13 protein-coding genes are annotated in these 17,468 nt (G+C 51.4%); 10 read left to right on the plus strand and 3 right to left on the minus strand.

Annotated elements, in window-relative coordinates; genetic code table 11:
• The first annotated feature begins 62 nt into the window (after positions 1 to 62).
• Complete coding sequence (gene lpdA / locus LN341_RS02075) at positions 63 to 1,487, plus strand: dihydrolipoyl dehydrogenase (RefSeq protein WP_234203945.1); 1,425 nt, start codon at positions 63 to 65, stop codon at positions 1,485 to 1,487.
• Positions 1,488 to 1,700: 213 nt separating this feature from the next.
• On the opposite strand, the gene LN341_RS02080 is transcribed toward lpdA, so the two are convergent.
• Entirely contained in the window at positions 1,701 to 3,614 is a 1,914-nt protein-coding gene (locus LN341_RS02080; RefSeq protein ID WP_234203946.1) for a methyl-accepting chemotaxis protein, read from the minus strand.
• Between the two features lie 115 nt (positions 3,615 to 3,729).
• Here LN341_RS02080 and LN341_RS02085 point away from each other — a divergent pair, with 115 nt between their 5' ends.
• The 8 genes from LN341_RS02085 (at position 3,730) to LN341_RS02120 (ending at position 15,255) form a co-directional block, all read left to right on the plus strand.
• Positions 3,730 to 5,988 carry a patatin-like phospholipase family protein gene (locus LN341_RS02085; protein WP_046220542.1) on the plus strand — a complete coding sequence of 753 codons (2,259 nt, stop codon included), beginning with the start codon at positions 3,730 to 3,732 and terminating at the stop codon, positions 5,986 to 5,988.
• Positions 5,989 to 6,203: 215 nt separating this feature from the next.
• The gene (gene acnB, locus LN341_RS02090) at positions 6,204 to 8,801 is read left to right on the plus strand and encodes a bifunctional aconitate hydratase 2/2-methylisocitrate dehydratase (protein WP_120513505.1); all 2,598 of its coding nucleotides are present in this window, start codon (positions 6,204 to 6,206) and stop codon (positions 8,799 to 8,801) included.
• A gap of 298 nt (positions 8,802 to 9,099) precedes the next feature.
• Positions 9,100 to 9,468 (plus strand): YacL family protein, encoded by a 369-nt coding sequence (locus LN341_RS02095; RefSeq protein WP_234203947.1) that lies wholly within the window; start codon positions 9,100 to 9,102, stop codon positions 9,466 to 9,468.
• Between the two features lie 193 nt (positions 9,469 to 9,661).
• The gene (locus tag LN341_RS02100; protein ID WP_027253649.1) at positions 9,662 to 10,000 is read left to right on the plus strand and encodes a P-II family nitrogen regulator; all 339 of its coding nucleotides are present in this window, start codon (positions 9,662 to 9,664) and stop codon (positions 9,998 to 10,000) included.
• Between the two features lie 29 nt (positions 10,001 to 10,029).
• Positions 10,030 to 11,259 carry an ammonium transporter gene (locus LN341_RS02105; RefSeq protein ID WP_046220540.1) on the plus strand — a complete coding sequence of 410 codons (1,230 nt, stop codon included), beginning with the start codon at positions 10,030 to 10,032 and terminating at the stop codon, positions 11,257 to 11,259.
• Positions 11,260 to 11,424: 165 nt separating this feature from the next.
• Positions 11,425 to 12,438, plus strand: coding sequence for a Fe(3+) ABC transporter substrate-binding protein (locus LN341_RS02110; RefSeq protein WP_234203948.1), 1,014 nt, complete (start codon positions 11,425 to 11,427; stop codon positions 12,436 to 12,438).
• Positions 12,439 to 12,589: 151 nt separating this feature from the next.
• Positions 12,590 to 14,218: an iron ABC transporter permease gene (locus LN341_RS02115; RefSeq protein WP_046220538.1), complete on the plus strand. Its 1,629-nt coding sequence runs from the start codon at positions 12,590 to 12,592 to the stop codon at positions 14,216 to 14,218.
• Positions 14,218 to 15,255 carry an ABC transporter ATP-binding protein gene (locus LN341_RS02120; protein ID WP_234203949.1) on the plus strand — a complete coding sequence of 346 codons (1,038 nt, stop codon included), beginning with the start codon at positions 14,218 to 14,220 and terminating at the stop codon, positions 15,253 to 15,255. Before LN341_RS02115 ends, LN341_RS02120 begins: the two co-directional genes overlap by 1 nt.
• A 9-nt stretch (positions 15,256 to 15,264) precedes the next feature.
• On the opposite strand, the gene LN341_RS02125 is transcribed toward LN341_RS02120, so the two are convergent.
• The gene (locus tag LN341_RS02125; RefSeq protein WP_046220536.1) at positions 15,265 to 15,873 is read right to left on the minus strand and encodes a TetR/AcrR family transcriptional regulator; all 609 of its coding nucleotides are present in this window, start codon (positions 15,871 to 15,873) and stop codon (positions 15,265 to 15,267) included.
• Positions 15,874 to 16,081: 208 nt separating this feature from the next.
• Between LN341_RS02125 and hpt the strand changes: the two genes are divergently transcribed.
• Positions 16,082 to 16,615, plus strand: a complete 534-nt coding sequence (gene hpt / locus LN341_RS02130) for a hypoxanthine phosphoribosyltransferase (RefSeq protein WP_027253643.1) — start codon at positions 16,082 to 16,084, stop codon at positions 16,613 to 16,615.
• A gap of 66 nt (positions 16,616 to 16,681) precedes the next feature.
• Here the strand turns inward: hpt and can are convergent, their stop codons facing one another.
• A complete protein-coding gene (gene can / locus LN341_RS02135; protein ID WP_046220535.1) occupies positions 16,682 to 17,332 on the minus strand; it encodes a carbonate dehydratase in 651 nt (216 codons plus the stop codon).
• Positions 17,333 to 17,468 lie beyond the last annotated feature (136 nt).

The following is a 17,468-nucleotide window of genomic DNA, read 5'->3' on the forward strand; positions in this document are numbered from 1 at the left end:
AAAAAATAACGCATTCTGCCTTACAGCCAGTTAGGGATAGATGACTTACAACGAGGTCAATAATGAGTAAAGAAATTAAAGCCCAGGTCGTAGTTCTAGGCTCAGGTCCTGCCGGTTACTCTGCCGCTTTCCGTTGCGCGGACTTAGGTCTGGAAACGGTTCTGATTGAAAAGTACAGCACTTTGGGTGGCGTGTGTCTGAACGTGGGTTGTATCCCATCTAAAGCATTGCTGCACGTGGCGAAAGTCATCGAAGAAGCGAAAGCCATGGCCGAGCACGGCGTGGTATTTGGTGAGCCACAAACCGATATCAACAAGATCCGTATCTGGAAAGATAAAGTCATCAACCAGCTGACCGGTGGTCTGGGTGGTATGGCGAAAATGCGTAAAGTGACTGTCGTGAACGGTTACGGTAAATTTACCGATCCGAACACTATCGTTATAGAAGGCGAAGAAGCCACTACAGTGAAATTTGACAACGCGATTATCGCTGCCGGTTCACGTCCGATTGAACTGCCTTTCATTCCGCATGAAGATCCACGCATCTGGGATTCCACTGACGCGCTGGAACTGAAAGAAGTACCAGAAAAACTGCTGGTAATGGGCGGCGGTATCATTGGTCTGGAAATGGGTACTGTGTATGACGCACTGGGCTCTCAGATCGATGTGGTTGAAATGTTTGACCAGGTGATCCCTGCGGCAGACAAAGACATCATCAAAGTCTTCACCAAGCGTATCAGCAAGAAGTTCAACCTGATGCTGGAAACCAAAGTAACTGCGGTTGAAGCGAAGGAAGACGGCATCTATGTGTCAATGGAAGGCAAGAAAGCACCGGCTGAGCCTGTTCGTTATGACGCGGTTCTGGTGGCGATCGGCCGTACGCCAAACGGTAAGCTGATTGACGCTGAGAAAGCCGGCGTTGCTGTTGATGAGCGTGGCTTTATCAACACCGACAAGCAAATGCGTACCAACGTTCCTCACATCTTCGCCATCGGCGATGTAGTGGGTCAGCCAATGCTGGCGCACAAAGGTGTGCATGAAGGTCACGTAGCGGCAGAAGTGATTGCCGGTAAGAAGCATTACTTCGACCCGAAAGTCATTCCTTCAATTGCTTATACTGAGCCAGAAGTTGCCTGGGTTGGTAAGACAGAGAAAGAAGCAAAAGCAGAAGGTATCAACTATGAAGTTGCGACTTTCCCTTGGGCCGCTTCTGGCCGTGCGATTGCCTCTGACTGTGCTGACGGCATGACTAAGATGATCTTCGACAAAGACACTAACCGTGTGATCGGTGGTGCTATCGTAGGTACTAACGGTGGTGAGCTGCTGGGCGAAATCGGTCTGGCTATCGAGATGGGCTGTGATGCTGAAGACATCGCACTGACCATCCACGCGCACCCGACTCTGCACGAGTCTGTGGGTCTGGCTGCGGAAGTGTTCGAAGGTTCGATCACTGACCTGCCAAACGCCAAAGCGAAGAAGAAAAAGTAAGTTTTTACCTTTTCTTATTGCATGAAAAAAGCGCCCTTGAGGCGCTTTTTTACGTTTTGAACCAGAGTAAAGGCTTTTAGCGCCTGCCTTGCAAAGGGGAAGCAAGCGTTTGAGTTGCAAGGACTGGTGCGTGCTTTGTTCCTCCCCCTCGTGGCGGGGGAGGTTAGGAGGGGGTGTTCAGGACACGATAACTGAAGCCGCTGCAGCGTCTGATTACTGCTTGAAGCTGCTGACCATACGCTCCAGACGGAGCGACAAAGCGTGCAGATTCTGACTGGACGCGACCATCTCATTGGCTGTGTCTGAGGTGCGCTGGGTATTTTCGTTGATATCTTCGATATTGATGTTGATGTCCGATACAACGGTAGACTGCTCCTCGGTTGCCGTGGCGACCTGGGTGTTCAAATCTGAAATCTGCAGGATCTGCTCATTGATCAGCAGCAGTGCTTTGGTGGCATCATCAGCGGCCTGGGTGCCGGCTTCGGTTAACTGCTGGCTGTTCTGCATGGCATGTACGGCGTGTTGCGCTTCCTGCTGCAAGCGGTTAATCATGGTCTGGATTTCATCGGTTGAGGCCGCGGTGCGGCTGGCCAGATTACGAACCTCGTCGGCGACCACGGCAAAGCCTCGTCCCTGTTCGCCTGCCCGCGCCGCTTCAATGGCGGCATTGAGTGCCAGCAGATTGGTTTGTTCAGAGACCCCGCGGATCACTTCTAAAATCCCGCCAATGGCGACCGTGTTGTCTGCCAGAGTTGCGACCACTTTCGCCATGTTGTGCATATCGCCGGCCAGTTGCTCAATGCTGTCTTGCGCGCTCTGGACCACCTGCTGGCCATTGCTGGTGGCTGAGGTGGCCTGTGAGGCGGATTCTGCTGCATAAGCCGCATTACCGGCAATTTCATTGACAGTGGCGCCCATCTGATTAATAGCGGTGACCACTTGCAGGGTGCGATCGCGTTGATTCTGGCTGTGATCCAGTGTGGCCTGCGCCTGGGCAGAGACTTGCTCGGCGGCCACCCTGAGTTCTGTGCCCGTGGCAGCCACGTCGACAACCAGCGCATGGATCTTGCCGGCAAAGGCGTTGAAACCATTGGCCAGTTCGGCAATTTCGTCTTTACCCGACACCGGAATGCGTCGGCTCAGATCGCCATCACCTTCGCCCAGTTCGCGGAAGGTATCTGCGGCCTGGCGGATCGGTCGGGTGATGGTCTGGCTCAGGTACACCGCAAGGCCAATGAATGCCAGGGTGGTCAGGGCAGCCAGAAGCATCACATAATTGCGGGTCTCATTTAACTGGGCAAACACTTCTTGCTCAGGCACCTGAGCAATGACGAACCAGTCCATCGCCGGAATATAGCTGGAAGCCAGCAGCAGTGTCTGGCCCTGATACTCGGCGGTAAACAGATTAAAAGGGCTCTTTTCCAGTAACACCCGGCTTCCGGCACCAAAGCGATCGGTAAAAGGCGTTTTTTCCGGGTTGCGGTTGTTGGGATCAAGCTGCACCACGCCGCGTGCATCCGTCAGGATCACAAAGCCGGATTGCTCCAGTTTAAACTGCGAGAGCAGATTCGCCATATCATTGAATGAGCGGGAAAAGCCGGACATGCCCATACCGTTTAACTGCTGGTAATTGACGAACAGCTTCAGCTCACCGTTTGCTTCCCTGAACACCTGGGTCATTCTTGACGTGTTGCTGTCACGGAAGTTGTAGAACCAGCTATCCTGAGTGCGGTTCAGGCGGCGCAGGAAACCGTTCTGGTTCCAGTAATCCCCGGTTTCCCGGTTGGCAATTGACGCATCGTTGAGGCCATACTGGCGCTTGAGGCTGTTCAGCTGATCAATCAGCTGCTGTTCATCGGCGGCGCTGACGGGGTGCGCCAGCAGATTGAGCATGGCCCTATTGTTCGCCAGCTGTTCAGTGGCGTTTTGCAGCAGTCTGACTTCTGATTCCACCTGCCCGCTGAAATGAGCCAGCCGGGTCGGCAGTTCATTGCTGAGCAGGCGCGACTGAATAATGTCCTGCGAGGTGCTGAGACTGAGGTAACTGACTAATGCGCTTGAGGCAATGACGGCGATACTCATTGCCAGTGTAAGTTTTTGCCTGATGGAAAGCTGCTTGAGGTTCATGCATCAATTCTCTGTTGCTACCGGGATTTCTGCGGTATAAGTGTGCGAATTAATAGTGTTTTTTAGCCGGTGTACTCCACAGCGGCCTAGTGATCAAAGTGGTGTTTTTAAAGGGATGTTTCGTTTTATTGCATTGTTTGTTGTGATATCGGCCGTATTTACCCCGACTTTAGTGACGGCCGAGCAAAAAAGTGCTGATCGCCTGAAGGTCGGACTTGTGCTCGGTGGCGGCGGTGCCAAAGGGGCGGCCCATGTCGGGGTGCTGAAGGCGCTGGAAGAGCTGCAAATCCCGGTGGATTACATTGTGGGCACCAGCATGGGGGCTTATGTCGGTGGCTTATATGCCTCAGGGATGAGCGCCGATGAGATCGAAGCCATTCTCAATACGGTTGACTGGGAATCGGGTTACGAGGACAGGGTACAGCGCAGTGAGCGGCGGGTCCGTGAAAAACAGCAAGAGGACAGATTCCAGATCGTCACCGATCTGGGGTTCAAGTTCTGGGAAATCAAAGTGCCGAAAGGGTTTGTGCAGGGGCAGACCATGGGCGAGATCCTGCGTACCACGTCCGGTAATTTGCCCTGGATGGAGAGCTTTGATGCCTTGCCTGTGCCGTTTCGTGCGGTCGCCACCGATATTGAGAATCTGAAACCGGTTGTCTTGGCTGGGGGTGATCTGGCCGAGGCGATGCAGGCAAGTATGTCGGTACCCGGTTTGCTGCCGCCTGTGATGCTGGAAGGCAAATTGCTGGTTGATGGTGGTATTACCAATAACCTGCCTATTTCTGTCGTGAAGGAGATGGGGGCCGACTTAATCATCGCGGTGGATATCAGTAACGATTTCAAAACCGCCGATGAGCTGACTGACTATCTGGTGGTGATGGATCAACTGACTGATTTCATGGTACGGGATAACTCTGCCCGTCAGGAATCGCTCTTGTCAGAGGCCGACATACTGCTGCGTCCGGATGTCCGCGGTATCAGCACCACAGACTTTCACCGGATGCCGGAAGCCTTTGATAGCGGCTATCACAGTGTTCAGACGGTGCGATTCCAGCTGTCAGAACTCGGAAACGCCAGTACCTATCAGACCTACATAGATAATAAACAGAATGCCCGGCGTGAGCTGGAATTTCTGGAAGAAGGGCGGATTGACGAAATTGAGCTGCTCAATAACAGCCCTTATGCCGACGAAGTCCTGCTGGAGCGTCTGCAACTGAAACCCGGCATGAAGGTCAATACCGAGCAACTGGAGCAAAGTGTACGCGACCTGTATGCGCTGGACCGGTTTGAGCGGGTGGATTACCGGTTTGAGCGTTTAGGTAACCGCCATATCCTGATCTTTGAAGTGAAGGCTAAAAGCTGGGGTCCCAATTTTATCGACATGCGTTTCGCCTTAGAAGATGACTTTGCCAATAATACCGATTTTTCCATTGGCCTGGGATTAACGGCAACCGGACTGTCAGAGAAAGGAGCTGAGTGGCGAAACGAGCTTGAATATGGCTCAGACAAGCGCGTTGCCAGCGAATTGTATGTGCCTTTTAGCAGCGATCAGGAATGGTTTGCCGTGATGGGCATGGAATATGATGTCACCAATACCTATCTGGCGGTTTCGGGGGAAGAACCGAGCCTGAAGAACATCGATGATTTTATTGCAGCACGTTTTATTGATGTGAATATTGACAGCTCGCTGGGGTGGCAACCTGCACTATGGCAGGAATTCAGGCTGGGTTACTTGTTTGGCGACGGAAAAACACAATTTCCCGGGATTCTGAATCTGGGTGATCAAGACCGCAACAGCCGGCGACTTTATCTGAGATATAATCTCGATACTCTGGATGATTTTACCTTACCGAACAGCGGCCATTTCTTTTTGGCCGAAGTCGCCTCATCAGATGACAGCGTGCGTTTTCAGGGAGAGCACAGGGCAGATACTTCTTTTCATTTTGATCTGGGCTGGAAAGGCGCGTATACCTTTGGCCGCCATACTGTAATGGGCAAGGCGGAATACGGCAATGTTCATTCCGATGAAGATTTACGGCTTGATCCCAAAGAGCTGGGGGGATTCCTGAACTTATCCGGTATCCCGAAAAACAGCCTGTCGGGGAACAATAAAGTGTTTTCTGCCCTGGTGTACCGTTACCATTTGCTCGATAACGACTTTGGTCTGTTTAACTCAGCGGTGTACCTGGGGGGCTCGGTTGAATGGGGCGGCGTGTTCAATAACCCCAATCTTTCGGTTTCTGAGATACCGGGTTATTATGCCGGTAGCATATTCACAGGTATTACCACGCCATTTGGGCCATTCATTCTGGCTTATGGCAGAACGGAAGAAGATTTAAGCTCATTGTATCTGTTTTTTGGAGGAGCCTTGTAATACCGGGATTTTTCCTGTTTTGTGAATGTTGTAAAAGTCCGCCTGATTTTAATGTTTAGTTAAAAATGGTATGCTCCGTAACCGGTTTTGGTCTCTCCTGCACGCCAAAAAGGTCTGAATCAAGTCAAGCATAATGCGTGCGAGAACACCGGAGAGGGCAATCACTTCCAAGGATGTTTAGCCGGTTGGCTAAACCGAAAAATGAGGAATATGTCGTGCTTGAAGCCTACCGTAAACACGTCGAAGAGCGTGCTGCTGAAGGGATTGTCCCTAAGCCTCTGGATGCCGAGCAAACTGCTGCTCTGGTTGAACTTCTGAAAAATCCCCCTGCAGGTGAAGAAGCCTTCCTGGTCGACCTGCTGGAAAACCGCATCCCGCCAGGTGTTGATGAAGCCGCATACGTGAAAGCGGGCTTTCTGGCCGCGATTACCACAGGTGAAGCGACTTCTCCTATTGTCAGCAAAGAAAAAGCGGCTGAACTGCTGGGTACCATGCAGGGTGGTTATAACATCGAGCCCCTGATCAGCCTGTTAGACAATGCCGAACTGGCACCGATTGCGGTGAAAGCCCTGTCTCATACACTGCTGATGTTCGACGCTTTCTATGATGTCGAAGAAAAAGCAAAAGCCGGCAATGACTTCGCCAAGCAAGTGCTGCAATCCTGGGCGGATGCCGAGTGGTTCCTGTCTAAGCCTGAGCTGGCTGAAAAAATTACCCTGACCGTCTTTAAAGTGACCGGCGAAACCAATACCGATGACCTGTCTCCGGCACCAGATGCCTGGTCTCGTCCGGATATTCCGCTGCACGCGCTGGCAATGCTGAAAAATGAACGTGACGGCATTGAACCGGATCAAGCCGGTTCTATCGGTCCGGTGAAGCAAATTGAAGCCCTGAAAGAAAAAGGCCATCAGCTGGTTTATGTGGGTGACGTGGTCGGTACGGGTTCATCCCGTAAATCGGCGACGAACTCTGTACTCTGGTTCATGGGCGATGACATTCCGAATGTCCCGAATAAGCGTGCCGGCGGTTATGTGCTGGGTGGTAAGATTGCGCCTATCTTCTTTAATACTATGGAAGATGCCGGTGCATTGCCGATTGAAGTGGATGTGACAGCGCTGAACATGGGCGATGTGATCGACGTTTACCCATTCAAAGGCGAAGTGCGTCGTCACGGCAGTGATGAACTGGTCTCCACTTTCTCGCTGAAAACCGATGTGCTGATTGATGAAGTGCGTGCCGGTGGCCGTATTCCGCTGATCATCGGCCGTGGTCTGACTGACCGTGCCCGTGAATGTCTGGGTCTGGAAGCGTCGACGGTATTCCGCCGTCCGCAGCCAGTGGCCGATTCTGGTAAAGGGTTTACCCTGGCTCAGAAAATGGTCGGTAAAGCCTGTGGCGTTGAAGGTATCCGTCCGGGCACTTACTGTGAGCCTAAGATGACCACAGTGGGCTCTCAGGACACCACAGGTCCTATGACCCGTGATGAGCTGAAAGACCTGGCATGCCTGGGCTTCTCTGCTGAGCTGACCATGCAGTCATTCTGTCACACCTCGGCGTATCCTAAGCCAGTGGATGTCAACACCCACCATACCCTGCCTGATTTCATCATGAACCGTGGCGGTGTCTCGCTGCGTCCTGGTGACGGTGTGATCCACTCCTGGCTGAACCGTATGCTGCTGCCTGATACTGTCGGTACCGGCGGTGACTCGCACACTCGCTTCCCTCTGGGGATCTCGTTCCCGGCAGGCTCTGGTCTGGTGGCGTTCGCAGCGGCAACCGGTGTGATGCCGCTGGATATGCCAGAGTCTATCCTGGTGCGCTTCAAGGGTGAAATGCAAGAAGGTATCACGCTGCGTGATCTGGTGCATGCCATCCCTTACTACGGTATCAAGCAAGGTCTACTGACCGTAGAGAAAGCCGGCAAGATCAACGAATTCTCCGGCCGCGTACTGGAAATTGAAGGTGTTGAGCACCTGACGGTTGAGCAGGCATTCGAGCTGTCTGATGCCTCGGCAGAGCGCAGTGCGGCGGGTTGTACAGTGAAACTGTCGCAGGAATCTGTGGCTGAGTACCTGGAATCCAACATTGTGATGCTGAAGTGGATGATCGCGGAAGGTTATGGCGATCGTCGTACCATTGAGCGTCGCATTACTGCAATGCAGGAATGGCTGGATAATCCGTCACTGATGGAAGCAGACAAAGACGCCGAATATGCTCACGTGATCGAAATCGATCTGGCTGAGATCAAAGAGCCTATTCTGTGTGCACCTAACGATCCGGACGATGCTCGCCTGCTGTCTGAGGTTCAGGGTACGGAAATCGACGAGGTCTTCATCGGTTCTTGTATGACCAACATCGGTCACTTCCGCGCAGCCGGTAAGTTGCTGGATAAATTTGGTGGTCAGCTGAACACGCGTTTGTGGGTTGCTCCACCGACTAAGATGGACCGTGATCAACTGACAGAGGAAGGTTACTACGGTATCTTCGGCCGTGCCGGTGTCCGTATTGAAACCCCGGGATGTTCACTGTGCATGGGTAACCAGGCACGTGTGGCTGACAAAGCGACTGTAATGTCTACTTCTACCCGTAACTTCCCTAACCGTCTGGGTACCGGTGCCAATGTGTACCTGTCTTCAGCTGAGCTGGCAGCGGTTGGTGCTATTCTGGGTCGCATCCCGACTGTGGAAGAGTACATGGAGTATGCTAAGCAGATTAATGCAACGGCAGCAGATACTTACCGCTATCTGAACTTCCACCGCATGGGTCAGTACACCAAGCGAGCGGATGAAGTGATCATTCAGGCTGCGGTATAATCCTACCCGGCCAGGATCAATGGCAATGAATCAAACAGGGAGCCAATGGCTCCCTGTTTTTTTTCTTCTTTTGGTACTGAGCTAGGTTTCTCCCTGCACCAGCTCAGCGCGCTCAGGTTTCGAAGACTGCACATTGCAGCTTCAGGTTGCATTTTGAGCGGGTTCCTGACAAGGTGCGCGGCGAAATGATCCCGGCTCCCTTCACTCCAGGCAGTATGCGGACGATAGTTAATGAGTGCGCCGCCTGACGGTAAGACACCTATCACTAAAAAACGAATCACAATAATAAAGGGCAGGTATGGACTACGAATTTAAGAAAAACATGCTGGACGGCAGCTATCATGTGGTTTTTTCTATGGGGCATGAAGCCCTTGGCCGCTGGCTGGTGGAAGAAGTGCAGTCTGATGAGGCAAAGATAGCCTTGATCCTGAATCAACTTGGTGCACTGAAAGGCACCACGAGTGAGTGGCGGTTAAGCGGGGAAGAAATGACACTGATTCTGGAAGATAACGAAGCCATCGTTCAGGCTAATTATTTGTTTTTTCAAGATGAAGATCAGCTGGATGAAGATATGAGTCATTATGACGATGAAGCAGTTTCCCTGTGTGGCTTCGAGGATCTTGAACAAGTTTTGCATGCTTGGCGTGCATTCATTCGCGGACGATAAGCGTCAGATTCAGTGTAAATTCCTGCTTTGCTTCTTTTCGGGGAATGAACCGCACCACCATGGTGCGGTTTTTTTGTGCAACTTTTCTGTTGTTTATTTAAGTTTATGTTTATTAAGAGTTTTCAAAGTTGGCACGAAGCTTGTTTATTAACCTGTGTATGTTAGGGATGCACAGGTTTAAGGAGCAAGGTTAATGAAACTCATCAATGCAATAATCAAACCTTTTAAGTTGGATGATGTGCGTGAAGCACTGGCGGACGTCGGGGTTGAGGGGATGACCGTTTCTGAGGTCAAAGGATTTGGTCGTCAGAAAGGGCACACTGAACTGTACCGCGGTGCGGAATACCAGGTTGATTTCCTGCCTAAGGTCAAGCTGGAAATCGCCACCCAGGCGGAGAACCTGGACATCATTCTTGAAGCCATCACCAAGGCGGCGCATACCGGCAAAATCGGTGACGGTAAGATTTTTGTTTACGACCTGGACCATGCGGTACGTATCCGTACCGGTGAGACAGACGCAGAAGCATTATAACAACAAGATGTGATAAGAGGACGACAACCATGGAATTATCAACAACGGTGACAGAGCTGCGCTACGCGCTCGACACATTCTTTTTCCTGATCTCTGGTGCCCTGGTCATGTGGATGGCTGCTGGCTTTGCCATGCTCGAAGCCGGCCTGGTGCGCTCAAAAAATACGACTGAAATTTTAACCAAAAACTTTTGTCTGTACGCCATTGCCTGCACCATGTACCTGATTGTGGGTTATCACATCATGTATGTCGATAACGGCGAAGGGGGCTGGCTGCCTTCATTCGGTACCTTATTCGGGACTCAGGCGGAAGGGGCTGACCACTCGCTGGAATCAGACTTCTTCTTCCAGGTAGTCTTTGTTGCGACAGCCATGTCTGTGGTTTCAGGGGCTGTTGCTGAACGCATGAAGTTGTGGGCTTTCCTGGTATTCTCAGTGGTTCTGACGGCTGTGATTTACCCGGTTGAAGGTTACTGGACCTGGGGCGGTGGCTTCCTGTCGGCCGCTGGTTTTAGTGACTTTGCCGGCTCAGGGATTGTGCATATGGCGGGTGCGTCTGCGGCACTGGCTGGTGTGTTGCTGCTGGGGGCTCGTAAAGGCAAATACGGTAAAAATGGTGAAATCCTGCCGATTCCCGGTTCAAACATGCCGTTGGCGACTCTGGGTACTTTTATCCTGTGGTTTGGCTGGTTCGGCTTCAACGGCGGTTCGCAGCTGATGATTTCCGATTTCGAGAACGCAACGGCTGTGGGTAAAATTTTCCTCAACACCAATGCCGCCGCCGCAGCGGGTGCCATCGCCGCACTGGCTGTGTGTAAAACCACCTGGGGTAAAGCCGATCTGACCATGATTCTCAATGGTGCATTGGCGGGCCTGGTGGCGATCACCGCTGATCCGCTGTCTCCATCACCGATGTCTGCGGTGATTATCGGTGTGATTGCCGGTGCACTGGTTGTCTTCAGTATCATCGGTCTGGACAAGCTGAAAATCGATGATCCTGTCGGTGCAATTTCAGTACATGGTGTGTGCGGTTTCTTCGGGCTGATGGTGGTACCGTTCAGCAACACAGATGCCAGCTTTGGTGCTCAGCTGCTGGGTGCAGTGGTGATTTTCGCCTGGGTATTTGGTGCGAGTCTGGCCGTATGGGCCATCCTGAAAGCGACCATGGGAATCCGTGTCAGCGAAGAGGAAGAAATGGCAGGTATGGATTTACACGACTGTGGTATCGATGCTTACCCTGAGTTTGTCAGTGTGAAGTGATTACTTTAAAGTTGAGCTAATTCACATAAATATCAAAAACGCTGCCTAATGGCAGCGTTTTTTTGTGTTCCTTTGTTTCAACGCATTGTTGGCTGAAGCAGCTACAGTATAATTGAGCGATACTGATAAACGTTATCATTCATTTTTGTATTAAGGGAATGCTCAATGAAAAAACTGCTCGCTTCTGCTGTATTACTTGGTCTGTCGTCACCGCAAATGGTTCAGGCGGCCGAAGAAGTCAACGTCTACTCTCTACGCCAGCCGTTTTTGATTGAGCCGATGCTGAAAGAATTTACGGATGAAACCGGCATTCAGGTCAACGTAAAATTTGCCAAAGATGGCATTGCTGAAAAACTGGCTCAGGAAGGCGAATACAGCCCGGCCGATGTGATTCTGACCGTTGACATCAGCCGTCTGGCAGAATTGAGCGATAAAGGCCTGGTTCAGGCGGTTGACAGTGATGTGATTGACAAGAATGTTCCGGCTCAGTACCGCGATTCTGATGATGAGTGGTTTGCCTTGACGTTACGTACCCGCAGTGTGTACTCATCCAGAGAACGTGTCGGCCGTCTGCCAGCCAGTTTTGATTATCTGGATCTGGCGAAACCTGAGTGGAAAGGCAAAATCTGCACCCGCTCCGGTAAGCACCCTTACAATATTTCCCTGGTCTCCTCGATGATTGCCCATTACGGCGAAGCGGAAACCAAAACCTGGCTTGAAGGTGTGAAGGCGAACCTGGCGCGTAAACCTCAGGGTAACGACCGTGGTCAGGTGAAAGCGGTGAAAGAAGGCCTGTGTGATCTGGCCATTGGTAACAGCTACTACCTGGGCAATATGCTGAGTGATGAAAACCAGAAATCATGGGCAGAAGCGGTTTACATTAACTTCCCGGGCCAGCAGGCGAACGGTACTCATGTCAATATCAGTGGGATGGCAATGGCTAAGTATGCGCCGAATAAAGCCAATGCCCAGAAACTGATGGAATTCCTGACATCAGACAAAGCCCAGCACATGTACGCTGAAGTGAACTTTGAATACCCGGTGAAAGCGGGTGTCGAGCGCTCAGAGCTGGTGGCATCCTGGGGGGATTTCAAGGCTGATACACTGCCACTGGAGAAGGTTGCTGAGTATCACAATGCTGCGACCAAACTGCTGGATGAAGTGCAGTTTGATCTGTAAGTAAAAGAAAAAACAGGGGTCGGTAGGCCCCTTTTTATCGATTGTCTGGTATCTTTGGGGGCGTTTTTTTCGCGAACCGCTTGGACGCATGTGTTGCCCTGTGTTGGGCAAGGCTTTCCCGTGTCAGCTCAAGGATACTAAGTTGTCGGCAATGAAAGACAGATACCCTATTTGGAAAACCAGCGGCTGGACGTTTGGTGTGTTACTGGTTTTGCCCATTTTAGCCATTTTCTATACGGCGCTGGGGGAATCAGATCAGGTGTTTGCCCATCTGATGAGCACAGTGATGGGAACTTATACCCTCAATACACTGGTGCTGGTCGCTGGCACGGCATTATTGGCTGCGTTGTTTGGCTTGCCCGCCGCCTGGTTTATGGCCATGTGCCGACTGCCGGGTGAAAAGTGGCTGCAATGGGCCTTAGTCCTGCCATTGGCGATGCCGGGCTACATCATCGGCTACATCTATACCGACTGGTTTGATTATGCTGGACCGGTACAAATTCTGCTGCGCGACTGGTTTGGCTGGCAAAGTTATCAGGACTACTGGTTTCCGGATATCCGAACCTTGGGCGGTGCGTGTCTGGTGCTGGCTTTAGTGCTTTATCCTTATATCTATCTGCTTGCCCGCACGGCATTTATGGAACAGAGTGCCAGCTTGCTGCAGTCAGCCCGTTTACTGCGCTGTTCGCCGCTGGAGAGCTTCCGGCGTATTTCTCTGCCTCTGGCCCGGCCTTCCATTGCGGTTGGCCTGTCTTTGATTGCGATGGAAACCTTAGGCGATTTTGGCACGGTCAGTTACTTCGCTGTTCATTCTCTGACTACGGCGGTCTACGACACCTGGCTGGGTTATTCCAATCTCAACGCTGCGGCAAAAATTTCTGCCATGATGCTGCTGGCCATTTTTTTGCTGATCAGTGCAGAGCGGTTCAGCCGTCGTCGTCAAAAACTATTTCAGCAACACAGTGAACCGAATGAAGATATCCGCTATCGTCTGTCTGGCTGGAAGAAGTGGCTGGCACTGAGCTGGTGCTGGGGACTGATTGGATTTGCTTTTCTTCTGCCACTCCTTCAATTGCTTTATTATGCCTGGCAGTATTTCGCCGATAGCTGGAATTCGGCATTCAGGCAGTTCAGCATCAATAGCTTGATTGTCTCGGTGAGTGCTGCTCTGTTGGCGGTTGCTGTTGCACTGCTGGTCAATTTTTATCATCGTCTGGATGGCCGTCGCTCCAGCATCGCCCCGATGCGCTTAAGTGTAATGGGGTATGCCGTCCCCGGTACTGTGCTGGCAATTGGTGTGATGATCCCGCTGACCACGGCCGATCATTGGCTCAATGATTTGGCTCGGTATATGGACTGGGGACGCCCTGGACTCTTTTTCTCCGGCACTGTGTTTGCCATGATTTTTGCTTTTGTGGTGCGCTTTGGTGCGGTTGCCGTGGGCAGTATTGAAAGCAGCCTGGCCAAAATACCGCCGTCGTTGGATATGGCGGCCAAGACCATGGGCTGCGGCCCGATGTCGATGCTGAGGCGCGTGCATTTGCCGCTCATCCGGCGGGGCTGCCTGATCGCGGGTCTGCTGGTCTTCATTGAGTCGATGAAGGAGCTGAACGCCGCGCTGTTACTGCGGCCATTTAACTTTGAAACTCTGGCAACCTATGTCTTCAACTATGCCTCAGATGAGCAGCTGGAGCTGGCCGCGATGCCAGCGATTCTGCTGGTGCTGGTCGGCTTGGTGCCTTTGGTTGTTGTCAACCGTTCATTGGAGCAATCACACTGATGAGTCATGCGTTATCTGTCCATAATCTGACCTGTCGTTATAACGGTCACGCCGTACTGGAAAATCTGTCTCTGGTGGTGGAAGACAATGAAATCATCTGTTTGTTAGGGGCCAGCGGCTGCGGGAAAACAACCTTGCTCAAAGCTATTGCCGGTTTATTACCCCAAGAGCAGGGGGAGTTGCGGATCAATGGCCGGACAGTGGTGGATGCCGTGACCTGGGTGCCACCGGAAAATCGTCATATAGGGATGATTTTCCAGGATTATGCGTTGTTTCCCCATCTGACGGTGGCGGAGAATATCGCCTTTGGTCTGCGGGACTGGGAAAAAAACAGTGCGCAAACCAAAGTAGAAGAAATGCTGTCGCTGGTCAGGCTGGAAAACCTTGGTCAGCGTTACCCGCATCAGTTATCCGGGGGGCAACAACAGCGTGTGGCGATTGCGCGGGCCCTGGCGTGCGAGCCGGATCTGATCTTGCTGGATGAACCGTTTTCGAATATTGATACTCAGGTGCGCCATGGTCTGATTCGGGAAATACGGCGAATCTTCAAGGCGCAGGGGGTCACGGCTATCTTTGTGACGCACAGCCGGGAGGAAGCCTTTGCTTTCGCAGATAAGCTGGCAGTGATGCACAATGGTGTAATCGAACAGTTTGGTACCGCAGCGGAGCTTTACTATCAGCCCTGCAGCCGCTTTGTCGCCGATTTTCTGGGCGCGGGGTCTTATCTGCCGGCCACTGTCGGGCATGATGAATTATTGACGCCGTTTGGCCGTATTGAGCTGGCTAAAGCCGTGATCTTTGGCGAAGGCAAGCATGTTGAGTGGCTTGTCAGGCCACAAAATCTGAAGCTGACACCAGCGGAAGACGGGGAAGGAGTGATCCTGGAGCAGCAATTTATGGGAGACAGTTGCCGCTACACTGTGGACTATGAGGGGCACCACTTAATCGTGAATACCCCCATGATCCTGCAAACCGGTCAGCGCGTATCCGTAGAGCTGGATTTATACCAGCCCAGGATACTTGCTGCTGCCAGTTAACGGCAACTGTTATGCCTGCGGGAACATTAGGCTGATGTAAGCGTCGGCCTGTGTTTGCATGCTGTTTTTGTCTGGTTCAATGTTGGCGCGCAAATACAGCACATAACATAAACCATGAAGCAGCCAGGTCAGATCATAAGAGGTGATATCCGTACTGAGCTGACCATCCTGCTTGCCTTGCTCGAAGATGTTTGTCAGCTGTTTCAGGTTCGGACGGTTTGCATCAAGAAACTGCGGCCAGGTTTCTGTCCTGACAGAAGTACTCCACTCAAACCAGACCTTTAACCAGTCTTGCTGTTCGATAACCGCATCTATCATATAGCCGGTGATGCAGCTCAAATGACTATGCAGGGTATCGTGCTCTTCTCCCAGACACAGATTCAGCAGTTCATTAAAATTTCTTTCTACCTGTGACAGAACTTGTTCGACAAGCGCTTCACGGGTCGGAAAATAATTGAAGACCGTTGCCACGGAGACATTGGCCATATCAGCAATGTCGGCATGTCCTGCTCGTCCTATGCCGCGGCGGGCAAACACTTCCAGCGCACACTTGAGAAGTTGTTGTTTTCGTTTCTCAGGTGAGAGACGCGTCCTCGTTTTTTTAACTATGGTGTCCATGCTACAAATTCCCTAGCCAATCGATTTATATGCACTTTGCTTAATAACTCTACCTCAGCAATGGATTTGGTTCAATCTGATTTATACTCGTTGTGTCATATGGCTCGAATAATTGAAGCAATAACTTTTCTTGTTCAAGGATGGTAGAATAGCGTTTTAGTAATCACAGAGACCCATGTGCATGCCAAATGCGCATATGGAGAGATAAATGAAGCATACCATTGAAGTCATGATTTCTGAGCAGGATGTTCAGGCAAGGATTAAAGAGCTCGGAGAGCAGATCACCGCCTATTATCAGGGCTCAGAAAACCTTGTCATGGTGGGATTGCTGCGAGGTTCCTTTGTTTTTATGGCTGACCTGGCCCGTGCGATTGAACTGCCGCACGAAGTGGATTTTATGACAGCGTCCAGTTACGGAAACGCGATGGAAAGCAGCCGTGATGTACGGATTCTGAAAGATCTGGATGATGAAATCGAAGGTAAAGATGTCCTGTTGGTTGAAGATATTATTGATACCGGCAATACGCTGAATAAGGTCCGGGAAATTCTGGCCCTGCGTAATCCGAACTCAATCCGCATCTGTACTTTGCTGGATAAGCCTGAGCGCCGTGAAGTTGCCGTGGATGCCGAGTGGATTGGCTTTGAAATTCCGGATGAATTTGTGGTCGGTGTTGGTATCGATTATGCGCAGAAGTACCGTCACCTGCGGTTTATCGGAAAAGTGATTCCGCTGGAAGACTGATAGATATCAGCTGTCGGCTGGATGAATCAAGTAAAAGCGACCGGATGGTCGCTTTTACTTTATGGGTTATTCTTTGGGTAAAATCGTTGCCATGGCATTCTGGAAAGAAACTTCCAGAGATTCCCGGCTGGTGGCAGTCACGCCTAAATCAGCCAGCTTGCCATCACCAATCCCGTACACCCAGCCGTGAATTTTCACTTTCTGGCCACGTTCCCAGGCTTGTTGCATGATGGTGGAGTTGCCCAAGTTGTATACTTGCGAAGCGACGTTGATTTCACAGAGCTTATCGGCCCAGGCTTCACGGGGCAGAACCCCCAGATCACTGCGGTGCTTGAGGTACAGGTCGCGAATGTGAAGCAGCCAGTTATTGATCAAACCCAGTTGCGGGTTATCAATTGATGCTGCCACACCGCCACAGCCGTAGTGGCCGCAGATAATGATGTGTTTGACCTTCAGCACATCGACAGCATACTGCACGACAGACAGGCAGTTCAGATCGGTATGGATGACCTGATTGGCGACGTTTCTGTGGACGAAGAGCTCGCCTGAATCCAGGCCCGTCAGACGTTCTGCCGGAACCCGGCTATCTGAGCAGCCGATCCAAAGGTATTCGGGGTGCTGCGCTTTTGCGAGATGTGAAAAGAATTCCGGGTTTTCTGCTTTGATCTTTTCCGACCAGGAAAAGTTATTTGCAAAGAGCTGTTTAATTTCTGCCATGACAACACCTTAGTTTGCTACATTGGGTTGTTTATCTTTGGTCAGGCTTTGGCTGGTAACCTACCAATGGCAAAGCCAAAGATAAACAGGTCATTACTATACACTTGCGAGGCGGCTTGCAAATCCGATTTGTTGA

It is taken from the genome of Photobacterium sp. TLY01 (assembly GCF_021432065.1).
GTDB lineage: Bacteria > Pseudomonadota > Gammaproteobacteria > Enterobacterales > Vibrionaceae > Photobacterium > Photobacterium halotolerans_A.

What these genes read in the sequence shown, in the direction of transcription:
- lpdA (WP_234203945.1), top strand. Translation starts at nt 63, where the DNA reads ATGAGTAAAGAAATTAAAGCCCAGGTCGTAGTTCTAGGCTCAGGTCCT.
- LN341_RS02080 (WP_234203946.1), bottom strand. Translation starts at nt 3,614, where the DNA reads ATGAACCTCAAGCAGCTTTCCATCAGGCAAAAACTTACACTGGCAATG.
- LN341_RS02085 (WP_046220542.1), top strand. Translation starts at nt 3,730, where the DNA reads ATGTTTCGTTTTATTGCATTGTTTGTTGTGATATCGGCCGTATTTACC.
- LN341_RS02095 (WP_234203947.1), top strand. Translation starts at nt 9,100, where the DNA reads ATGGACTACGAATTTAAGAAAAACATGCTGGACGGCAGCTATCATGTG.
- LN341_RS02100 (WP_027253649.1), top strand. Translation starts at nt 9,662, where the DNA reads ATGAAACTCATCAATGCAATAATCAAACCTTTTAAGTTGGATGATGTG.
- LN341_RS02105 (WP_046220540.1), top strand. Translation starts at nt 10,030, where the DNA reads ATGGAATTATCAACAACGGTGACAGAGCTGCGCTACGCGCTCGACACA.
- LN341_RS02110 (WP_234203948.1), top strand. Translation starts at nt 11,425, where the DNA reads ATGAAAAAACTGCTCGCTTCTGCTGTATTACTTGGTCTGTCGTCACCG.
- LN341_RS02115 (WP_046220538.1), top strand. Translation starts at nt 12,590, where the DNA reads ATGAAAGACAGATACCCTATTTGGAAAACCAGCGGCTGGACGTTTGGT.
- LN341_RS02120 (WP_234203949.1), top strand. Translation starts at nt 14,218, where the DNA reads ATGAGTCATGCGTTATCTGTCCATAATCTGACCTGTCGTTATAACGGT.
- LN341_RS02125 (WP_046220536.1), bottom strand. Translation starts at nt 15,873, where the DNA reads ATGGACACCATAGTTAAAAAAACGAGGACGCGTCTCTCACCTGAGAAA.
- hpt (WP_027253643.1), top strand. Translation starts at nt 16,082, where the DNA reads ATGAAGCATACCATTGAAGTCATGATTTCTGAGCAGGATGTTCAGGCA.
- can (WP_046220535.1), bottom strand. Translation starts at nt 17,332, where the DNA reads ATGGCAGAAATTAAACAGCTCTTTGCAAATAACTTTTCCTGGTCGGAA.